The organism is Cellulosimicrobium sp. NPDC055967 (assembly GCF_042269845.1).
In the GTDB taxonomy this organism is placed as follows: Bacteria; Actinomycetota; Actinomycetes; order Actinomycetales; family Cellulomonadaceae; genus Cellulosimicrobium.
The window spans coordinates 37,352-57,238 of sequence record NZ_JBHJYJ010000002.1 but is presented as its reverse complement, the minus strand read 5'-3'; the positions used below and the strand labels follow the sequence as shown (position 1 = coordinate 57,238).

Sequence of the window (19,887 nt, the reverse complement as noted above, 5' to 3'; positions counted from 1 at the left end):
GGTGCGGGGAGCGGCGGTCAGGCCGCGGGAGGACGGAGGGCGGGCGTCGCCAGGGGTCACAGACGCCCGATGTCGAGCGAGCCGTTGCCGACCTGCGACTGGTCCGAGCGGCGCGCGCGGTCGAGGTACTCGTTCGCCTTCGTCGTCTCGGTCTCCAGCACGCCGATGGTCTGCGCCATCGAGTCGAGCGCCTGCGTCTTGAACGTCGAGATCGAGTCGAGCGTCGCGTAGATGTTGGCGAACGCCTGCTGGAGCTGCGGGAGGCCGACCGTCGCGCTCGCGGCCTGCTGCTGGATGCTCGCCGACTGGTCGGCCAGCATCTTCGAGGTCGAGGCGATCATGTTCGACGTCGTCGTGTTGAGCGCCGTGATCTGGTCCAGCACGAGCTTCTGGTTCGCGAGCGCCTGCGCCACGATGACGGCCGTGCGCAGGGCGGAGACCGTCGTCGTCGTCGCGCGGTCGACGCCCTTGATGAGCTCGACGTTGTTCTTCATGATGATGTCCATCGCGAGGTAGCCCTGGATGGACACCGCGAGCTGCGTCAGCAGGTCCTGGTGCTTCTGGCGGACGTAGAACAGCACGTCCTCGCGCAGCGCCTGGGCGCGCTCCGGGTCGCTCGCCTCGAGCTCGGCGATCTTCGTCGAGAGCTCGGTGTCGAGCCGCTCCGCGATGAAGATGTACTGGTTGAGGCGCGCCATCGAGTCCCAGAGGTTCTGCTTCTCGAGGTTGAGCGCGGCGTTGTCCTTGCGGAGCTCGTCCTGGCCGTTGTAGAGCGACTGGACGATCGCGTTGAGCTGCTTCTGCGAGCTCTCGTAGCGGCGGAAGTAGTCCTGGAGCTTCCCGCCGAACGGGATGAGGCCCAGGAACTTCTTGCCCATGCTCGCCTCGCTGGGGTCGAGGTCCTCGACCGTGCGACGCAGCTCGAGCAGCGACTTGCTCACCTTGGAGCTGTCGGAGACGCCGCCCTCGCGCAGCTCCTTGACCGGCATCTCGAGCATGCGGTTGGACACGTCGGCCGCGGCGCGGATGTCCTTGTCGCCCATCTTGCGGATGTCGTCGGCCTTCGCCGCGAAGTCGGGCGAGCGCGTGTCCGTCGCGAGGAGCTGGTCGAGGTAGGAGGAGACCTTCGACTCGAGGCCCGGGATCGCTGCCTCGTCGACGCGCGGCGCGAGCGACGGCGCCTGCGTGGCGGCGACCGGCTTGACGGGCTCCGGGGCGCTGAGCGTGAGCGTCTCCGTCGGGGCGGGGGGCTGGAGCGGTGCTGCCTCGGTCATGTCTGTCCTTCGCTCGTGCGTGCCGTCGGACGCCGTCGGTGGCGGGTGGGGGCGGGCCTCACGACCTCCCCCTCGACCCGGGCGAACCGGGCGGAACCGGCCTGCGCCGGTCGGCCGAGTATATCTACGGCGGGTGGCCTGATCTTTACCCTTTCCGGGGATCGGGAGGGTGAGAACTCCCCATGCCCGACCCGACGTCCGGGCGGCCGATGAGTTCCGCCCGCCCGCGCCGTCGTCCGTGTGCGAGAGCTCGGCGCGCACCCCGACCGACGAGGTGCGCGCCGCCGCCGAGGAAGGGACGAGAGCCTCTCCGAGGTCGCCGGCACGGCCGTGTACCTCGCCTCCGACGCCGCGGGCGCGACGACGGGGGTCGTCGTCGACCCCTCGTGCGGGGCGATCGTGTGAGCGCCGGCTTCGTCCCCGGGCCTGCCCACGTCCCCGAGGTCGCCCGCACGCTCGTCGCCGGTCCGCACGTCGCGCACCTCGCGACCGTCCTGCCCGACGGCGGCCCGCACGTCGTGCCGCTCTGGGTCGGCTGGGAGGAGGACCGGCTCGCGTTCCTCACCGGCCCCGGCTCGCGCAAGGCGCGCAACCTCGCGCGCGACCCGCGCGTCGCGGTGTCCGTGACCGAGACCGGGAACCCGTACGTCATGGCGACCCTGCGCGGGCGCGTCGTCGAGGTGCTCGACGACGACGCGGGCTGGGCCGTCGTCGACCGGCTCCCGTCCTCTACACCGGCGGCCCCTACCCGCGCGGAGAGGAGCGGCACGCCTACCTGGTCGAGATCGACCACGCGACGGCGCCGTCGTTCGGCTGAGCGCGGGCGGCCGGGCCGTACCGTGGACCCGTGGGCGATGCGAGGACGGACGGGACGGTGCCGCGGTACCGCGTCCTGCGGGACGGGCAGGTCGCGCTCGTCGTGCGCGGCGAGCCGGGGGTGCTCGTGAGCGTCTCCGTGCCGCCCCCGCTGCCCGGCACCGCGCCGGTCACGCACCCCTTCGCGACGGCGACGTTCACCGCCACGCTGCACGAGGGCACGCTCGGGTCGCTCCTGCGGGAGGCGCCCGACCTCGCGGCGTTCCTCGCCGCCGTCCAGCGCGCGGGCTACGTCGTCGAGCCGGACGGGTGACCGGTGCCGCGACGTCGGCCCGGACCGCCTCCAGGACCAGCGGCCCCGCCCCTCGGCGTGGAGGAGCAGGGGCGCTGTTGACGCTCCGGCGGGCGGGTGGCCCGTCGAAGAGGTGCACCGGCCGCGGGCTTCTTCACCGACCGGTGCCCCCTGCGGCACCTCGGCCGCCCGTCCACCGTAGGAGGCGGTTCCAGGTCCTCGCCACCTGTCGCCACCACCGCTCCGGGGGTGGGGGGTACGGTCGGACCCGGGACCGAGGGCCGCGTTCTCGGAGGACGGCCGAGGACGGGCTCTCCGGGGACGCCGTCGCCCACGGAGCCCTGCGGCGCGAGAACGAACGGGGACTCCTGCCGAGGCGCGTTCGCACCGGTCACGTGTGGTGCCCCGAGCAGGACTCGAACCTGCAACCTACGGATTAGAAGGCCGTTGCTCTATCCATTGAGCTATCGAGGCGCGCGCCCATCGTAGTGGGCGTCGGGCGGGCTCGGGAGGTGGGGGCCGTGGTGGCGGACGTGCAGGTGGGGTGGTCGCGCGTCGTGCGGCGCGTGCGTTTGGCGGGGCCCCCGGCAGCCGTCACTATGAACCAGTGAGAACCCCAGACGCCGCCACGAGCGACGCGAGCCCCGCCGCGCCCGGCCGGTCGCCGGGCTCGTGGAGGCCCGCGCAGGCGACCGAGGAGCTCGGTGTCACGGTCTACGACGTCGCGCGCGACCTGCGCCGCGACGTGGCGGACGTGCGCCTCCCGCTCGTGATCGAGGGCGCGGCGGAGTCGGACGCGTCACGGCGCCGCCTCCTCACGCAGCTCGACGAGCACCTGCTGCCGCGGCTGCGCGAGCTGTCGTCCCCGGCGATCGTCGTCATCGCGGGGTCGACGGGCGCAGGCAAGTCGACGCTCTACAACTCGCTGCTCGGCGAGGAGGTGTCGCAGGCGGGCGTGCTGCGGCCCACGACGCGCGAGCCGGTCCTCGCGTTCAACCCGCTCGACGCGGACGTGATCGTCGAGGGCCCGGTGACGCGCGTGGCGCGCGTCGTCGACCACGACGGCGTCCCGCGCGGCACGGGCCTGCTCGACGCCCCGGACCTGGACTCGCTCCTGTCCGAGAACCGGGACACGGCGAGCCTGCTGCTCGAGGCGGCGGACCTGTGGCTGTTCGTCACGACCGCCTCGCGCTACGGCGACGCGCTGCCGTGGCAGGCGCTGTCGCGCGCGAAGGAGCGCGGCGCGAGCGTCGCGATGGTGCTCAACCGCGTCCCGCGCGAGACCCTCACGACGATCCGTGGCGACCTGCTGCAGCGCCTGCGCGACCACGGCATGGACGGGACCCCGTTGTTCGTCGTGCCCGACGTCGGCCCGCACGAGGGGCTGCTCGACCGCTCGGTCGTGGCGCCGGTCGCGCGCTGGCTGACGATGCTCGCGGGCCCGGACCGGTCGCGCGCGGTGATCGTGCGCACGCTCAAGGGGGCGCTCGGCGCGCTGCCCGCGTGGGTCACGGGCGTCTCGGACGCGGTCGAGCAGCAGGTGGAGGCCGCGGCCGACCTGCGCTCGGCGGCGGAGAAGGCGGTCCCGCCCGTGCGCGACGCCGCACGCCAGGCCGCGCTGGACGGTGCGGTCGCGCACGGATCGCTCGAGGCGCGGTGGGCCCAGGTGACGGGGGCCGAGCGCGTGGACCGCGTCAAGGTCCGCGGTGGCGTCGTCCGGTCGTCCAAGCGGCGCGGACGCGCGCGCGACCTCGTGCTCGCCCCGCTCCTCGACGAGACGCGCGACGCCGCGCACCGCACGCTCGCGGCGAACGGCGTCCTGGCGCACGACGCGCTGCGGGCCGCGCTCGACGGGGACCGCCCGCTGCCGGGAGCCTCCGACGTCCTGCCGACCGAGGAGGACGCCGCGGCGCGGCGCGAGGCCTCGGCCACGACCCAGGTGCTCCAGTGGTCCCGACGGGCCGAGCAGGTCGTGACGGACCTCGCCGCGCCGACGGCGAGCGAGCCCGCCCGGGCGGCGGTCAAGGCGTTCGGCGAGACCGGGCTGGCCGCCCTGCTGCTCGCGGGCGCCGCCGGGAGCGACGACGCGGCCCGCCTCGTGCGGACCGTCCTCGCCGAGACGGGCGACGACGCGCTCGCGGCGCTGCGCGAGGACCTCGCCGACCGGGCCGCGACCATGGTCGAGCGCGAGGCCGAGCCCGTCCTCACCGCGCTCGCCGACCCCGCGCTCGCCGCGGACGCCGCGGTCGGGCTGCGCCTACGACTCGCCGAGCTGAGGAGGCTCATGTGACGTCCCACGACGCCCAGCTGCGTGCCCGGGTCGACGACCTCGCGCGCGCGGTGGACCTCGCGGGGGACCGCCTCGACCCCGCGGTCGCGGCCCAGGTGCGCGACGCGATCGGGGGCGTGCGCGAGCGCCTCGCGCTCGGCGTCGACCACACGGTCGTCGCGCTCGCAGGCGGCACCGGGTCGGGCAAGTCGAGCCTGTTCAACCGCGTGTCGCGGCTCGACTTCGCGGACGTCGGCGTGAAGCGCCCGACGACGGCGCGCGTCACCGCGTGCTCGTGGAGCGGCGCGGCGACGGCCCTGCTCGACTGGCTCGAGGTGGACCCCGAGCGCCGCATCACGCGCGACGGCGAGCTCGACGCCGAGGACGAGGCGGCGCTCGGCGGCCTCGTCCTGCTCGACCTGCCGGACCACGACTCGATCGAGCCCGCGCACCGCGACGTCGTCGACCGGGTGCTCCCGCTCGTCGACCTGCTGGTGTGGGTGGTGGACCCGCAGAAGTACGCCGACGACGCCCTGCACTCGGGCTACCTGCAGAAGTCGACGGGGCTCGAGGGTTCGATGGTCGTCGCGCTCAACCAGATCGACACCGTGCCCGAGGCGCGCCGCGTCGCGCTCGTCGAGGACATGGGACGCCTGCTGGAGGAGGACGGGCTCGACGGCGTCTACGTCACGACCGTCTCCGCGCGCACGGGCGAGGGCCTCGACGAGCTGCGCTCGCTGCTGGAGCAGGCGGTCGCGCGGCGCAGCGTCGCCGCGAGCCGCGTCGCGGGCGAGCTCGACCGGGCGGGCGCGCTCCTGCTGGAGCAGCTCCCGGGCGACGTGCCGTGGACCATGAGCACGGCCGTCGAGGAGGAGGTCGACGCGCTCGCCGACGCGACCGGCCTCGCCGCCGTCGCCGGGCAGGTCGGCGCGGCGGTGCGCAACGGCTACGGCCGCCCCGAGTTCTCGCCGCCGCAGCCCGACGCCGTCGCGCTCTCGCGCTCGCGCTGGCTCGCGCGCGCCGGGCGGTCCCTGCGACCGGGGTGGCAGAAGGCCCTCGACGACGCCGTCGCGCCGTCGGGGAAGGTCGCGGAGGCGACGCGGTCGGCGCTCGCGAAGATCCCCCTCGACACGCGCGGGCCGTCCTCCTCGCGCCCGACGCGACGCGCGGCCTGGACGGCGCTCGGCCTCGGGGTCGTCGCAGGCGTGCTCGCCGTGCTCGGCTCGCTGCGCGTGCTGGACCTCGGGCGGACGCTCGTCACCGTGTGCGCGATCGTCGCGGCGGTCGCCGTGGTCGGCGCGGTGGTCGCGTTCCTCGTGGCGCTCCAGGTGCGCCGCACGCTCGCCCGCCGGCGCGAGCAGCAGGTGCTCGCGTCCGGGCGGGGAGCGATCGAGCGGGTCGTGCAGGACGCGATGGGCAAGCCGACCCAGGCGCTCCTCGACACGCACCGGCAGGTCCGCGAGCTGGCGCAGTCCGCGCGCGACAAGGCCCCCGCGGCGCCGCTCACCGGGGCGCTACGGCTACCCACAGGCCCGGAGATCACGGGCCCGTCCACAGGCGACGGCACGACGACGGACGGCGCACCCGCTCCCACCGCACCCTGAGGCGGTGGCCGGGACCAGCCCGGCCGCCGACCTCAGGAGGAACCATGCCCGGTGACGTCACCGTCACGCTCTCCGGCTTCGTCGCGACGACGCCCACGCTGTTCCGCTCGCAGTCCGGCAACGACTTCACGAGCTTCCGCATCGCCCAGACGCGCCGCTACCTCGACCGCGAGCGCGGCGAGTGGGTCGACGGCCGCACGCTGTGGTTCACGGTCAAGGTGTGGAAGCACGTCGCGCGCAACGTCGCGCTGTCCCTGCACAAGGGCGACCCCGTGGTCGTCACGGGGCGGCTCTCGCTCGACGAGTGGGACGGCCCGGACGGCCCGCGCACCAGCCTCGTCGTCGAGGCCACCGCGCTGGGCCCCGACCTCACGCTCGGCGAGGCCCGGTTCACCCGCACGGTCCACCGGCGCGAGGACGACGGCGCGCGCCGGGGCGACGCGGCCGGCGTCGCCGCGTCCGGGGCCGCCGGCAGCGCGGACCGGTCGTCCGGCGGACCGGGCGCCACGGCGCACGACGGGACCGCGTTCGAGGGCGCGCCGCGCGACGAGAGCGCGCTCGACGACCCGTGGACCCTCGCGGACGCCGGGGCGGCGCTCGCGGGCGAGCCCGGCGATCCGGCCGAGACCGACGCCCCCGCCGACGCCGACCCCGAGCCGGTGGCCGACGCCGACGCCGAGACCGGCGCGCTGGCGTCCGCCTGAGCGGCGTCGTGCGGGCGGTGCCGCGGCCCGAGGGGTCGCGGCGCCGTCGGGCGCGCCCCGGCGGCCCGACCGCGTAGGCTGAGTGGTCGACGAATCCCGTACCTCTCCCGACCGAAACGGTGGAACGACAGGCTGTGGCTGAGTTCATCTACTCCATGTACAAGGCGCGCAAGGCGCACGGAGACAAGGTCATCCTCGACGACGTCTCCCTGAACTTCCTGCCCGGCGCCAAGATCGGCGTCGTGGGCCCCAACGGCGCCGGGAAGTCCACGATCCTCAAGATCATGGCCGGCCTGGACACGCCGTCGAACGGCGAGGCGCGCCTCTCCCCGGGCTACAGCGTCGGCATCCTGCTCCAGGAGCCGCCGCTCAACGAGGAGAAGACGGTCCTCGGCAACGTCCAGGAGGCCGTCGCGGACATCCTCGCCAAGAAGCAGCGCTTCGACGAGATCTCCGCGCTCATGGCGGAGCCCGACGCCGACTTCGACGCGCTCCTCGCGGAGATGGGCACGCTGCAGGAGGCCATCGACGCCGCGGACGCGTGGGACCTCGACTCGCAGCTCGAGCAGGCGATGGACGCGCTGCGCTGCCCGCCGCCGGACGCCGACGTGTCGGTGCTCTCCGGTGGTGAGCGTCGCCGCGTCGCGCTGTGCAAGCTCCTGCTCGAGAAGCCGGACCTGCTGCTGCTCGACGAGCCCACGAACCACCTGGACGCCGAGTCCGTGCTGTGGCTCGAGCAGCACCTCGCGACGTACCCGGGCGCGATCCTCGCCGTCACCCACGACCGGTACTTCCTCGACCACGTCGCCGAGTGGATCTGCGAGGTCGACCGCGGCCGCCTGTACCCCTACGAGGGCAACTACTCGACCTACCTCGAGAAGAAGGGCGAGCGCCTCCAGGTCCAGGGAAAGAAGGACGCGAAGCTCGCCAAGCGCCTCAAGGAGGAGCTCGAGTGGGTCCGGTCCAACGCCAAGGGCCGCCAGACCAAGTCGAAGGCCCGCCTCGCCCGGTACGAGGAGATGGCCGCCGAGGCGGAGCGCACGAGGAAGCTCGACTTCGAGGAGATCCAGATCCCGCCGGGCCCGCGCCTGGGCAACGTGGTCCTCGAGGCGTCGAACCTGCAGAAGGGCTTCGACGGTCGCCAGCTCATCGACGGGCTGAGCTTCACGCTGCCGCGCAACGGCATCGTCGGCGTGATCGGCCCGAACGGCGTCGGCAAGACGACGCTGTTCAAGACGATCGTCGGGCTCGAGCCGCTCGACGGCGGCGACCTGAAGGTCGGCGAGACCGTCTCGATCTCCTACGTCGACCAGTCGCGCGGCGGCATCGACCCCAAGAAGACGCTGTGGGAGGTCGTGTCCGACGGCCTCGACTTCATCAAGGTCGGCAACGTCGAGATCCCGTCGCGCGCGTACGTCGCGTCGTTCGGGTTCAAGGGCCCGGACCAGCAGAAGCCCGCGGGCGTGCTGTCCGGCGGTGAGCGCAACCGTCTCAACCTCGCGCTCACGCTCAAGCAGGGCGGCAACCTCCTGCTGCTCGACGAGCCGACGAACGACCTCGACGTCGAGACCCTGGGCTCGCTCGAGAACGCGCTGCTCGAGTTCCCCGGCTGCGCCGTCGTGGTGTCCCACGACCGGTGGTTCCTCGACCGCGTCGCGACGCACATCCTCGCGTACGAGGGCACGGAGGAGGACCCGGCGAGCTGGTACTGGTTCGAGGGCAACTTCGCGTCCTACGAGGAGAACAAGGTCGAGCGCCTCGGTGCCGACGCGGCGCGCCCGCACCGCGTGACGTACCGCAAGCTCACGCGCGACTGACCTCGCGGCCTCGATCGACCACGACGCCGGGCGGGACTCGTTCCCGCCCGGCGTCTGTGTGTCGGGTGTCCGGGTGTCCGGGAGTTCGCGCCCGCACCCGCGCTGCTCCGGGGCGCGGAAAGCCGTTGACGTCGTCGTCTGGCCCTCGGCAGGATCGCGCTCCATGACCCTCGACCTCGCTCCCTCGCGCGTACGCCCCACCTGGCCCGACCTCCCGCCGGCGGTGCGCGCCGCCGTCGAGGCCCGGCTGGGGGACGTCGTCACGGGGTGGACGAGCCACGACGGCGGTTACTCGCAGGGGCTCGCGTCGACGCTGCGGGCGAGCTGCGGGGACGTGTTCGTCAAGGCGGTCGGGCCCGAGCACGCGTTCACCCGCGACCTGTACCGGCTCGAGGCGCGCGTCGCCGCGGCGCTGCCCGCGCAGACGCCGGCGCCCGTGCTCCGGTGGGTCCTCGACGACGACCTCGACGGGGCCGGCGAGTGGGTCGCCCTCGCGTTCGACGCCGTGCCCGGCCGGGCCGTCGCCACGCCGTGGCGGGACGACGAGCTCGCCGCGGTGGCCGACCTCGCGCGCCGCGTCGCGGAGGTCGAGGTCACGGGGGACGCGCCGCTCCCGCGCTTCGCGGAGACGGTCGAGTGGCGCGAGTGGGAGGACCTCGCGGACCGTCGCCCGCAGGCCCTGAGCACCTACGACCCGTGGGTCGCGGCCCGGCTCGACCGCCTCGCCGCGCTCGCCGAGCCGTGGCCCGAGGCCACGGCGGGCGACCACCTCGTCCACGGCGACCTCCGGGGCGACAACGCCCTGCTCGTGGACGGCGCGGTGCTGGGGTCCGCGATCCGCGGCGAGCGCACCAGGGACAGGCTCGTCGCCGTCGCCGTCGACTGGCCGTACGCCGCGCGCGGCGCCGCGTTCTGCGATGCCGTCGGCATGCTCCCGGCCGTGCAGGTCGAGGGCGGGCCGCCGCCCGAGGAGGTGCTGCGGCGCCACCCGCTGCCGCGCGACGTCGAGCCCGACGCGGTGACCTGCTACCTCGCGTCGCTCACGGGGTTCTTCCTCAAGTCCTCGCTCGACCCGGCACCCCCGGGCATCCCGCACGTGCGGGCGTTCCAGCGGGCGCAGGCCGAGGTCGGGGTCGCATGGCTCCGGCGCCGCCTGGGGGAGTGAGCCACGCCCGCGAGATCGGCCCGAGCGTCCCAGATCGACCCTCCGAAGGTCGATCTCGTGCCGGGCGGGCCGATCTCGCGCGGCGCGCCGACTCACACCGGGCCTGACCAGCGGCGTTGCGGCAGACTGGCGGGATGACGGCCAGCGGTGACCCCGGAGACGGCGTGGTCCGTGCGGACGGCTCGGCCCCCGAGCCGGCGGCCGACGGGTCGCGTCCTGGGGCTGTCGCCGCGGGCGCCGCGGCGACGGCGGGGCTCGTCGAGTCCCTGGAGATCCTGCGCGGCCGGCTCGCGGCGGCGCGGCTGCCGCTGGAACCCCCGGGCGCGGCTGCCGCGCGCGAGGACCTCGACCTCGCGGTGCACCAGCTCGACGACTACCTGCTGCCGCGGCTGCGCTCGCACGCCGCGCCGCTGCTCGTCGTCGTGGGCGGGTCCACCGGCGCGGGGAAGTCGACGCTCGTGAACTCGCTGCTCGGCGAGCACGTGTCCGCGCCCGGCGTGCTGCGGCCGACCACCCGCGCTCCCGTCCTCGTGCACCACCCGCTCGACGAGCGCTGGTTCTCCACCGACCGCGTGCTCCCCGGCCTCGCGCGCGTGAGCGAGCACGGGCGGGGCCCCGCCGCGGTCGCGCGCGACGCGACCGCCGTGCCCGGCCGGACCGCGGGAACCTCGAACGCGAGCCCGGCCGACCCGACGCGCACGCTCCGGCTGGTCGCGAGCGACGCGCTGCCGCAGGGCCTCGCGCTCGTGGACGCGCCCGACGTCGACTCCGTGGAGACGGCGAACCGCGAGCTCGCGGCCCAGCTCCTCGCCGCGGCGGACCTGTGGCTCTTCGTCACGACGGCCGCGCGCTACGCCGACGCGGTCCCGTGGGACCTCCTGCACCGCGCGGCCGAGCGGCGCGCGCAGGTCGCGATCGTGCTCGACCGGGTCGACCCGGGCGCCGAGGCCGTGGCCGACGACCTCCGCCGCATGATGGACGAGAACGGGCTGGACGCCGCGCCGCTGTTCGTCGTGGGGGAGTCCGAGCTGGTCGACGGATTCCTCCCGGAGCGGTCCGTCGCCCAGGTCGCGTCGTGGCTGTCCGCGCTGGGGGCCGACGGCGACGCGCGCGACCGGGTCGCGACCGCGACGCGGGACGGCGTCGTGGACGACCTCGTGCGCCGGGCCGTGCTCGTGGCCGGAGCCGCCGACGCCCAGGCGACGTCCGACGCGCGCCTGCGGGCCGTCGTCGGGCGCGCGTACGACGAGGCGGCGGCCACCGTGGACGCCGCCACGAGCGACGGCGCGCTGCTGCGCGGCGAGGTGCTCGCGCGCTGGCAGGACTTCGTCGGGACGAGCGAGCTGTTCCGCTCCGTGGAGCAGGGCGTCGGGCGTGTGCGCGACGCCGTCGCGGCGTTCTTCCGCGGGCGCCCGGCGCAGGCGCCTCAGGTCGAGCAGGCGATCGCGCACGGGCTGGAGGCCGTCGTGCTCGACGCGACGGACGCGGCCGCGGAGCGCGCGTACGGCGGGTGGCGCGCCGACCCGGCCGGCACGGCGCTGCTGGACGGGCTCGACCTGTCGCGCTCGTCGGCCGGCGTGCGGGCAAGGGTCGCCGAGGAGATCCGGGGCTGGCAGTCGGACGTCCTCGACCTCGTGCGCGAGCAGGGCGCGGGCAAGCGTGGGGCGGCTCGGGCGCTGTCGTTCGGGATCAACGGGCTCGGGCTGAGCCTCATGGTCGTGGTGTTCGCGTCGACGGGCGGCCTCACGGGCGCCGAGGTCGGCATCGCCGGGGGGACCGCGATCCTCGCGCAGAAGCTCCTCGAGGCCGTGTTCGGCGACGACGCCGTACGGCGGCTCACGCGGACGGCGCGGGACCGCCTCGCCGAGCGGGTGCGCGCCGTGCTCGACGACGAGGCCCGGCGCTACACGGCGCAGCTCGACGCGCTCGGCACCGCGGAGGCGGACGAGACGGCGCGCACCGTGCGCGAGGCCGCGCGGGCGGTCGAGGCGGCGGCGCGGGTCGAGCGCACCGCGCGCGGGCGGGACCAGGACGCGGCCCGCCCGACCACGGGGCGGCACGCCGCGCGGCTCCTGCGGGGCGCGGGTTGGAGCGGGTCGGCGGAGGACGAGCCCGCGAGCCTGCCCGAGGGCGACGACGAGTCGGGCCGCAGGCCCGGGTTCTGGCGACGGCTGCTGGGTGGTGAGCGCGCATGACGATCGACCTCGCGGCGCGCACGACCGCGCTCGAGACCGCCGTCCGTGCCGGCGAGGGTCGCCTCGACGCCGACCTGCTCGCCGACGCACGCACCGTCGTCGCCCGGGCTCGCGAGCGCGCGGGCCTCTCGGCCGACCACACCGTCGTCGCGCTCGCCGGTGCGACGGGCTCGGGCAAGTCGTCGGTCTTCAACGCGCTCGCCGGGGACGAGCTCGCGACGGTCGGGGTCCAGCGCCCGACGACGTCGCACCCCCTGGCGGCCGTGTGGGGCACCGGCGCGGTGGCGCACCCGGCGGGCGGAACGCCGTCCGGTACGGCGCCCGGCGCAGCCGGGGCCGGGGCCCTCCTCGACTGGCTGGAGGTGCGGCGCCGGCACGAGATGGGCACGCCGCTCACGTCGGGCGACCCCGACGACGCGCGCGCGGGCGGCGGGCTCCGCGGGCTCCTCAAGGGCCGGCGCGCCGCAGAGGTCACGAGCGGCCTCGTGCTGCTCGACCTGCCCGACCACGACTCGGTCGTCGTCGAGCACCGCGTGCGCGCGGAGCGCCTCGTGGAGCGTGCGGACCTGCTCGTGTGGGTCGTCGACCCGCAGAAGTACGCGGACGCCGCGCTGCACGAGCGCTACCTGCGCCCCCTCGCGGGGCACGGCTCGGTCGTCGTGCTCGTGCTCAACCAGGTCGACCGGCTCTCGCCTGCCGACGCGGACGCGTGCCTCGCGGACCTGCGCCGGCTCGCCGCCGAGGACGGGCTCGGCGACGCGCGCGTCCTCGGGGTCTCGGCGCGCACGGGGCAGGGGCTCGACGAGCTGCGCGGTCTGCTTGCGGACGCCGCGGCGCGACGGCGTGCGGCGAACGACCGGCTCGCCGCCGACGTCCGTGCCGTGGCCCGGCGCGTCGCCGCCGCGTGCGGCGAGCCCGTCCCGGAGCGCGCCGCACGCCGGGCGCGCGACGGCCTCGTCGACGCGCTCGAGGCCGCGGCGGGCGTGCCCACCGTCGTCGCGGCGGTGCGGGGCTCGGCCGTGCGCGACGCGCGCGCCGCGACGGGTTGGCCCGTCACGCGCTGGGTCGGGCGGTTCCGGCCCGACCCGCTGCGCCGCATCGGGCTCCGTGCAGGCCCCGCGCCCGGGTCGGCCCGGGCTCGCGCCACGAAAGACCTCGGCGCCGGGGACGGCGAGGCCCGTCCCGAGCTCGCCCGGACCTCGCTGCCCGCGGTCCCGGCCGCGCTCCGCGCGGGGGCGCAGACGGCCGTGCGCGACTACGCGAGCGATGCGACCGCGGGGGTTCCGGACGACTGGGCGCTGGCCGTGCGGCGTCGGGCCTCCGAGGGGGCGGCGGACCTCGCGGACGCGCTCGACCAGGCCGTCGCCGGGACGGAGCTCGAGGCGTCGCGCCGGCCGGTGTGGTGGCGCGTCGTCGGCGCCTTCCAGTGGCTCGTGCTCGCGGCGCTCGTGGTCGGGCTGCTGTGGCTCGCCGCGCTGTGGGGGTTCACCTACCTGCGCCTGCCCGAGCCGCCGACGCCGGTGCTCACGCTCGGCGGGCCGGGAGCGCCCGAGCTCCCGTGGCCGACGCTGCTCGTGCTCGGTGGGGTCGTCGTCGGCGTCGTCGTCGCGCTCCTCTCGCGCGCGGCCGCGGCGGTGGGCGGGCGACGCCGCGCCGCGCGGGCCCGACGCCGGCTGCGCGACGCCGTCGGCCAGGTCGCCGACCGCCTGGTCCGGCTCCCGGTGGGCGAGGAGCTGTCGGCGCTCGCGAGCTGCCGCGCCGCGGCCCTCGTCGCCGCGTCCTGACGCCCCGCCTCCCCGCCGAACATGAGGTTGCTCTCGAAATCGGGCCGAGAACGACAGCGACGTCGTGCTCGACGGCGCGGAACGTCGTGGTCGGCGGTCGGAGGAGAATGGTCGCGCCACCCGTCGAGCGAGAGGACACTCCATGACCCGCCTGCACGTCCCCGTCTCCTTGAGGTGGTCGGACCTCGACGCGTACGCCCACGTGAACAACGTCGAGATGTTCCGGCTGCTGGAGGACGCGCGCATCACGGCGTTCTGGACCCACCCGGACGCGGGCGAGGACGCCTGGCCGACGGCGGTCCTGGAGACCGGGCCGGCCGCGACGAGCCACACGCTCGTCGCGCGGCAGGAGATCGAGTACCTGCGCCCGCTCGGCTTCACGCGCACGCCCGTGCGGGTCGAGCTGTGGATCGGGCACCTCGGCGGCGCGAGCCTGGAGGTCTGCTACGAGGTGCACGACGGCGCCGCGCGCTTCGAGCGCACCGGCCCCACCTCGGGCGGCGCCCCCTACGCGAAGGCGGTGACCACGATCGTCGTGGTCGACGCCGCGACCGGGGCGCCCCGCCGCATCACCGAGGCCGAGCGTGCGGCGTGGGAGCCGTTCGTCGAGGAGCCGCTGACCTTCCGCCGCCGCAGGTGACCGTCGCTCGCGCCGGGGAGCAGCGTCCCGGCGCGAGCGACGCTCGTGGGCGAGGGCTCACCCGACGGTGCACTCCGTCCCGCCCGACCCGTCGACCAGCGTGAACCGCGAGGGCGGCGTGCTCACGCCGCCGTGCGCGACGTTCGCGCCGACCTCCACGGAGGCACCGGGGGCGAGCGTCCCGTTCCAGGCGGCGGACCGCACCGTGACGTCGGCGCCGGTCTGCGTCCAGGTGGCGCTCCAGCCGTTCGTCACGGTCTGCCCGGACGGGAAGGTGAACGCGAGCGCCCACCCGTCGAGCGCCGTCGTGCCCGTGTTCGTCAGCCGGAGGGTCACCGTCCCGCCGGACCCCCAGTCGCTCGACGACCAGCGGACGGCGCAGGCGCCGGGCGCGGGACCCGTCGACGTCGCCGGGGTCGTGAACGTCGCTGCCGGCCCGGGCGCCGACGCGTTGCCGGCCCGGTCGGTCGCGACGAGGGCGACGCGGTAGGTCGTCTCGGGCGCGAGTCCCGTCAGGGCCAGCGTCGTGCCCGAGGTGGTCGCGACCCGCACGCCGTCGAGCAGCACGTCGTACCCGGAGACGCCGCTGCCGGCGTCCGAGGACGGCGGCCACGCGACGGTCGCCCCGGCCGCGGTGACGGCCGAGATCGTCGGCGCCCCCGGACTCGACGGCGGCGTGGTGTCCGGATCGACCGGCCCCGCCGACGGCTCGTCGCCCCACAGCAGCTCGTCGCCCTCGTACAGCGTGATGCGCGCGTTCTTCGTCAGGGCGTCGCCGGTCGCGACCTGTGCGAAGGACCAGTCGTCCGCGGCGTCCCAGACGTCCGCCGTGACGCGGAACTGCACCTCGCGGCGGTGCTGGGACTGGCCCCCGGGGTACACGACCGAGCCCGAGCAGTCGATCTCGACGAAGTACTGGTCGCCGCCCGCGTGGCCGACGCTCGCCGTCGCGCCGGGGCACTCGGAGTAGTTCGTCGTGGCGCGCAGGGTCGCGGGGTCGGCGCCGTCGTCGAGCGTGAACCAGTACCGCAGGCGGACGTCGTCGAGCACGCGCGCCGGGAAGGCCGACCGGTTGCGCAGCACGGCCTTGATCTCCGTGAACGCGGTGCCGGGCTGGTTGAGGCGCGACTCGACGAAGAACTCGTCCTGGTCAGGGGCCTCGGGCTGCGGGAAGTCGGCGAGCGGGGCGCCCCCGTGCTCGCCGACGAGGTAGGCGAGAGCCGACGTGAAGCCTGCGTTGTAGTCCGTGGCGACCTCGTTCGCGACGTAGTCCGAGCGGCTGTCCGTGTACGCGTCGTCCGGCGCGCCCGGGCCCCCGACGAGCGCCCCGTAGAGGACGTGCCGCGTCGCCGCAGGCTCGGCGAGCGAGTCGAGCCACGAGCCGTGCGCGGTGCGGTGGTGCGGGTTCTGCGGCGGGTCCTCGCCGTACCCGACGACGTACGACGCACCGCGCGGGTTGTCGCCGAGCGCGTAGCCGATCTGGCGCTCGCCGAAGTCCTGGTACGTCTGCGCGCGGGTCGTGTCGCCGCGACCCCGCAGCCACTCGCCGTAGGTCAGCGCGACGAACGCCGTGTTCGCGGCGTAGCGCAGCGAGCCCCACGAGTCGAGGAACGCCTGCCCGCCGGGGGAGTACCGCACGCGCGACCCTTGGTACCCGGTGGTCCAGTAGTCGAGCCAGCGGTTCGCGTCGTCGACGTACTGCTGCTTGCCGGTGGCCTGGGCCAGCAGCGCGTACGCGCCGTACGTCTTGTCGTCCCACGCGATCGTCCAGCGGTACGACGGCGTGCTCGTCTGGTTCTCGCGGGAGAGACCGGCGTACTCCTGCTCGGCCTTGGCGAGGTACGTCGGGTCGCCCGTCGCCTCGTAGAGCCAGGCCGCGCCCCAGACGAGCTCGTCCTGGTAGCCGGACCAGGAGTTGTAGAAGGCGCCCGCGGGCACGCAGTCGGAGTACGTGCCGCGGTACGTGTCGGCGAAGTCGTAGAGCTGCTCGGCGTGCTCGACGAGCTCGGCCGCGTACGCCGGGTCGTCGTCCGCGAAGACGATCGACGACGCGGCCATGGCTGCCGAGGTCTCGCCCGCGACGTCGCTCCCGGGGCACGACCGGTCGACCTTGTACGCCGGGCGGGCCATCTGCATCGCCTCGGCGGGGCCCCACCACTTGTGGTCCGCGTCGCCGTCGCCGACCTGGGCGTAGAGCACGTCCGGTTCGGGGTGCGCCTTGACGAAGTAGTCGTTGACCCAGCGCAGCGAGTCGAGCAGCTCGTCGCGCTGGCCCGACGCCGCGTACCCGTCGGGGCTCGCGATCGCGCCCCACGCGAGCATCGTCGTCGTGAACGCCATGGGCAGCCCGAACTTCACGTGGTCGCCCGCGTCGTACCAGCCGCCCGTGAGGTCGAGCCCGACGTCGGCGCCGTCGTCGAGCGCGGAGTCGCCGCGCCAGCTCACGCGGAAGTCGTCGGGGAGGTCGCCCGAGCGCTGGGCGTCGTAGAAGAAGAGCGACTTCTGGAGTGCCTCGGCGTAGTTCGGCTCGGCGGTGGCAGCGGCGGCCGCTGCCGGGACCGGCGTCGGGTCCGGCGCGGCCGAGGCCGGGGTCGTGGCCGCGAGGCTCGCGACGAGCAGGGCGCCCGCGGCGAGGACCGCGGTGGGTCGTGGGTGCATGGCTGCCTCTCGGTCCGGCTGCGTCCGCGTCGACGCAGGTCGTCGACACTGTCCGGAGGCGGCGGAACCGGGGTCAAGGACGCGCGCGGCCCTGAAACGTTTCGCCGTCCCGCGCGGCGCGCTCCGCCGCCGCGGCGACGTTGCGCTGCATCCCGCCGAACACGACGCCGTGGAACGGCTTGACCGCCCACCAGTAGAGCTGGCCCGCGAGGCCGTGGGGGTAGAACAGCGCGCGCTGGGCGAAGTAGGTCCGGCCGGGACCGCTCGCGTCCTCGGGCGAGGGGCCGGGCGCGTCGGGGTCGGTGGCATCAGGGAGCTCGGCGGCGGCCTCGTCGACGCGCAGCTCGAGCCATGCGAGCCCCGGCAGGCGCATCTCGGCCCGAAGCAGCAGGCGACGGCCCGGCTCGATCGCCTCGACACGCCACCAGTCGAGCTCGTCGTCCACGCGCAGGTGCCGCTCGTCGCGCCGGCCCCGGCGCAGCCCGGGCCCGCCGACCGCGCGGTCCAGGAGCCCGCGCACGCGCCACGCGAGCGACCACGAGTACCAGCCGCCCTGCCCGCCGATCTCCTCGACGACGCGCCAGAGCACGTCGCGCGGCGCGTCGACGACCGTCCGCCGCTCGTCGACGTACAGCGAGCCGCCGGCCCAGTCGGGGTCGCTCGGCAGCGGGTCCGACGGCGCTCCCGGCACCGAGGCGGACGACCAGCGCGTCACGACCTCGCCGTCGTGGATGCGCTCCAGGGCCAGCTCGACGGCGCGGTCGAACCCGACGAGGCCCTCGGGCGGGTCGGGCACGTACCGCCGGATGTCGTGCTCGCGGCACACGACCTCGTGCTGGAGCGACTCGACCAGGGGGCGCGCGATGCCCGACGGCACGGGCGTGACGAGCCCGACCCACAGGCTCGACAGCTTCGGCGTGAGCACCGGGACGCTGACGATCGCGCGGCGGGGGAGCCCGGCCACCTTCGCGTAGCGCTGCATCATGTCGCGGTACGTGAGGACGTCGGGCCCGCCGACGTCGAACGCGCGCGAGACGTCGGGCGGCATCGTCGCGGACCCTACGAGGTAGCGCAGCACGTCCCGCACCGCGATGGGCTGGATGCGGTTGTCGACCCACTTCGGCGTCGTCATGGCCGGGAGCCGCTCGGTGAGGTAGCGCATCATCTCGAACGACGCGGACCCGGAGCCGAGGATCACCGCCGCCTGGAGGACCGTCGTCGGGACGCCCGACGCGAGCAGGATCTCGCCGACCTCCTTGCGCGAGGCCAGGTGGCGCGAGAGCTCGCCCTCCGGGACGTCCGGGAACATCCCGCCGAGGTAGACGATCCGCCCGACGCCCGCCTCGCGCGCCGCGCGCGCGAACGTGAGCGCGGTGCGGCGGTCGCGCGCCTCGAACGTGCTCCCGGTGCCGAGCGAGTGCACGAGGTAATACGCGACGTCGGCGCCCTGGAGCGCCGCGCGGGTCTGCTCGAGGTCGGCCGCGTCGGCGGCCACCGTCTCGACGTCGTGGACCCACTCGCGCCCCGCGAGCCGCTCGGGGTGCCGTGCCAGCGCGCGCACCTCGAACCCTGCGCGCAGCAGCTCGGGCACGAGCCGCCCGCCCACGTAGCCGGTGACGCCGGTGACCGCGGCCCTCACGAGAGGAGCTCCAGGAGCTCGCGCTCGGCGCGCGTCTGCGACCGCGTGGACCCGATGGTCTCGCCACGCTCCCACAGGTCGAACAGGCGCGGGTCGATGTACGACGACCGCGCGACGGCGGGCGTGTTCCCCAGCTCCTCGGCGACGTCCTTGACGATCCCCGCGACGACCCGGCGCCGCGCCCGCTCCGAGGCCGGCGCGGCCCCGGCGTCGGCGAGCGCGCGCGCCGCGAGGACGGTGGCGTGCCACGTGCGGAAGTCCTTGGGCGTCGCGTCCTCGCCGAGCCGCTCCTTGATGCCCGCCTGGACGTCGGCGCTCGTGACGTCGTGCCACGCGGCCCGGCCGTCGGGCCCGTCCTCGCGCCACGCGAGCAGCTCGACGCCGCCGCGGCGCCGCTTGAGCGTCGTGACGAGCTCGGCGACCACCGGGTCGTCCACGACGACGTCGCGCACCTGGCCCGACTTCGCGGGGTAGTGGAAGTGCACGCTCCCGTCGCGCCGGACCCGTGCGTGCTCCTTGCGGATCGTCGCCAGGCCGTAGCTCTTGTTCTGCTGGGCGTAGATCTCGCCGCCGGCACGGAAGTACGCGAGGTCGAGCAGCCGGAACGCGAGGGCGAGCACCTTCTCGCGGCCCATGCCGGGCTGCGCGAGCTCGCGCGCGACGCGGCGCCGGGCCGCGGGCAGGCGCCGGCCGACGTCGAGCACGTGGTCGTGCTTGCGCCGCGCACGGCGCACCTGCCACTGCTCGTGGTACAGGTACTGGCCCCGACCGGCGACGTCGCGCCCGAACGCCTGGATGTGCCCGTCGGGATAGCGGCAGATCCAGACGTCGGACCAGGCCGGCGGGACCGCGAGACGCGTGCACCGTCCGACCTCGTCCTCCTCGGAGAGCGGGAGCCCCTCGACGTCGAGGAACACCCAGGAGTCGCCCTTCGGGCGCCGCGAGTACCCGGGGGAGGTCACGGACACCCGACGCAGTCGCACCCGGTCATGGTGCAGGACGCGTCGCCCGCTCGCGCGGCAGGGGGTAC

General features: G+C 75.4%; 14 protein-coding genes and 1 tRNA gene. 10 read left to right on the top strand and 5 right to left on the bottom strand.

Features of this window, described 5'->3' with window-relative positions:
• Positions 1-56: 56 nt before the first annotated feature.
• Positions 57-1,274: a toxic anion resistance protein gene (locus ACFC2L_RS03005; protein WP_375822830.1), complete on the bottom strand. Its 1,218-nt coding sequence runs from the start codon at positions 1,272-1,274 to the stop codon at positions 57-59.
• 401 nt (positions 1,275-1,675) lie between these two features.
• Here ACFC2L_RS03005 and ACFC2L_RS03000 point away from each other — a divergent pair, with 401 nt between their 5' ends.
• Together ACFC2L_RS03000 and ACFC2L_RS02995 are read left to right on the top strand one after the other, a co-directional pair.
• Positions 1,676-2,221 (top strand): TIGR03618 family F420-dependent PPOX class oxidoreductase, encoded by a 546-nt coding sequence (locus ACFC2L_RS03000; RefSeq protein WP_375822828.1) that lies wholly within the window; start codon positions 1,676-1,678, stop codon positions 2,219-2,221.
• Positions 2,218-2,403, top strand: a complete 186-nt coding sequence (locus ACFC2L_RS02995) for a hypothetical protein (RefSeq protein WP_375822827.1) — start codon at positions 2,218-2,220, stop codon at positions 2,401-2,403. Before ACFC2L_RS03000 ends, ACFC2L_RS02995 begins: the two co-directional genes overlap by 4 nt.
• Before the next feature lie 377 nt (positions 2,404-2,780).
• Here the strand turns inward: ACFC2L_RS02995 and ACFC2L_RS02990 are convergent.
• Positions 2,781-2,856 (bottom strand) — tRNA-Arg (locus tag ACFC2L_RS02990).
• 133 nt (positions 2,857-2,989) lie between these two features.
• Here ACFC2L_RS02990 and ACFC2L_RS02985 point away from each other — a divergent pair.
• From ACFC2L_RS02985 to ACFC2L_RS02950, 8 genes are all read left to right on the top strand, one after another.
• Positions 2,990-4,672, top strand: a complete 1,683-nt coding sequence (locus tag ACFC2L_RS02985) for a GTPase (protein ID WP_375822825.1) — start codon at positions 2,990-2,992, stop codon at positions 4,670-4,672.
• Entirely contained in the window at positions 4,669-6,255 is a 1,587-nt protein-coding gene (locus ACFC2L_RS02980) for an ABC transporter (protein ID WP_375822824.1), read from the top strand. The genes ACFC2L_RS02985 and ACFC2L_RS02980 overlap by 4 nt, the downstream gene beginning before the upstream one ends.
• A gap of 44 nt (positions 6,256-6,299) precedes the next feature.
• A complete protein-coding gene (locus ACFC2L_RS02975; protein ID WP_375822822.1) occupies positions 6,300-6,959 on the top strand; it encodes a single-stranded DNA-binding protein in 660 nt (219 codons plus the stop codon).
• 134 nt (positions 6,960-7,093) lie between these two features.
• The gene (ettA, locus tag ACFC2L_RS02970) at positions 7,094-8,776 is read left to right on the top strand and encodes an energy-dependent translational throttle protein EttA (RefSeq protein WP_375822820.1); all 1,683 of its coding nucleotides are present in this window, start codon (positions 7,094-7,096) and stop codon (positions 8,774-8,776) included.
• Between the two features lie 163 nt (positions 8,777-8,939).
• A complete protein-coding gene (locus tag ACFC2L_RS02965) occupies positions 8,940-9,941 on the top strand; it encodes a phosphotransferase family protein (protein WP_375822819.1) in 1,002 nt (333 codons plus the stop codon).
• Between the two features lie 134 nt (positions 9,942-10,075).
• Positions 10,076-12,136: a GTPase domain-containing protein gene (locus ACFC2L_RS02960; RefSeq protein WP_375822818.1), complete on the top strand. Its 2,061-nt coding sequence runs from the start codon at positions 10,076-10,078 to the stop codon at positions 12,134-12,136.
• Positions 12,133-13,920: a dynamin family protein gene (locus tag ACFC2L_RS02955; protein ID WP_375822816.1), complete on the top strand. Its 1,788-nt coding sequence runs from the start codon at positions 12,133-12,135 to the stop codon at positions 13,918-13,920. The genes ACFC2L_RS02960 and ACFC2L_RS02955 overlap by 4 nt, the downstream gene beginning before the upstream one ends.
• A 142-nt stretch (positions 13,921-14,062) precedes the next feature.
• Positions 14,063-14,560, top strand: a complete 498-nt coding sequence (locus ACFC2L_RS02950) for a thioesterase family protein (protein WP_264032125.1) — start codon at positions 14,063-14,065, stop codon at positions 14,558-14,560.
• Between the two features lie 57 nt (positions 14,561-14,617).
• Here the strand turns inward: ACFC2L_RS02950 and ACFC2L_RS02945 are convergent, their stop codons facing one another.
• The 3 genes from ACFC2L_RS02945 to ACFC2L_RS02935 all read right to left on the bottom strand — a co-directional run bounded on the left by ACFC2L_RS02945 (position 14,618) and on the right by ACFC2L_RS02935 (position 19,840).
• The gene (locus tag ACFC2L_RS02945; protein WP_375822814.1) at positions 14,618-17,218 is read right to left on the bottom strand and encodes a glycoside hydrolase family 9 protein; all 2,601 of its coding nucleotides are present in this window, start codon (positions 17,216-17,218) and stop codon (positions 14,618-14,620) included.
• A gap of 73 nt (positions 17,219-17,291) precedes the next feature.
• On the bottom strand, positions 17,292-18,857 hold the full coding sequence (locus tag ACFC2L_RS02940) for an SDR family oxidoreductase (protein ID WP_375822812.1): 1,566 nt from the start codon (positions 18,855-18,857) through the stop codon (positions 17,292-17,294).
• Positions 18,854-19,840 (bottom strand): DNA topoisomerase IB, encoded by a 987-nt coding sequence (locus tag ACFC2L_RS02935; RefSeq protein WP_375822811.1) that lies wholly within the window; start codon positions 19,838-19,840, stop codon positions 18,854-18,856. Before ACFC2L_RS02935 ends, ACFC2L_RS02940 begins: the two co-directional genes overlap by 4 nt.
• Positions 19,841-19,887: the final 47 nt, after the last annotated feature.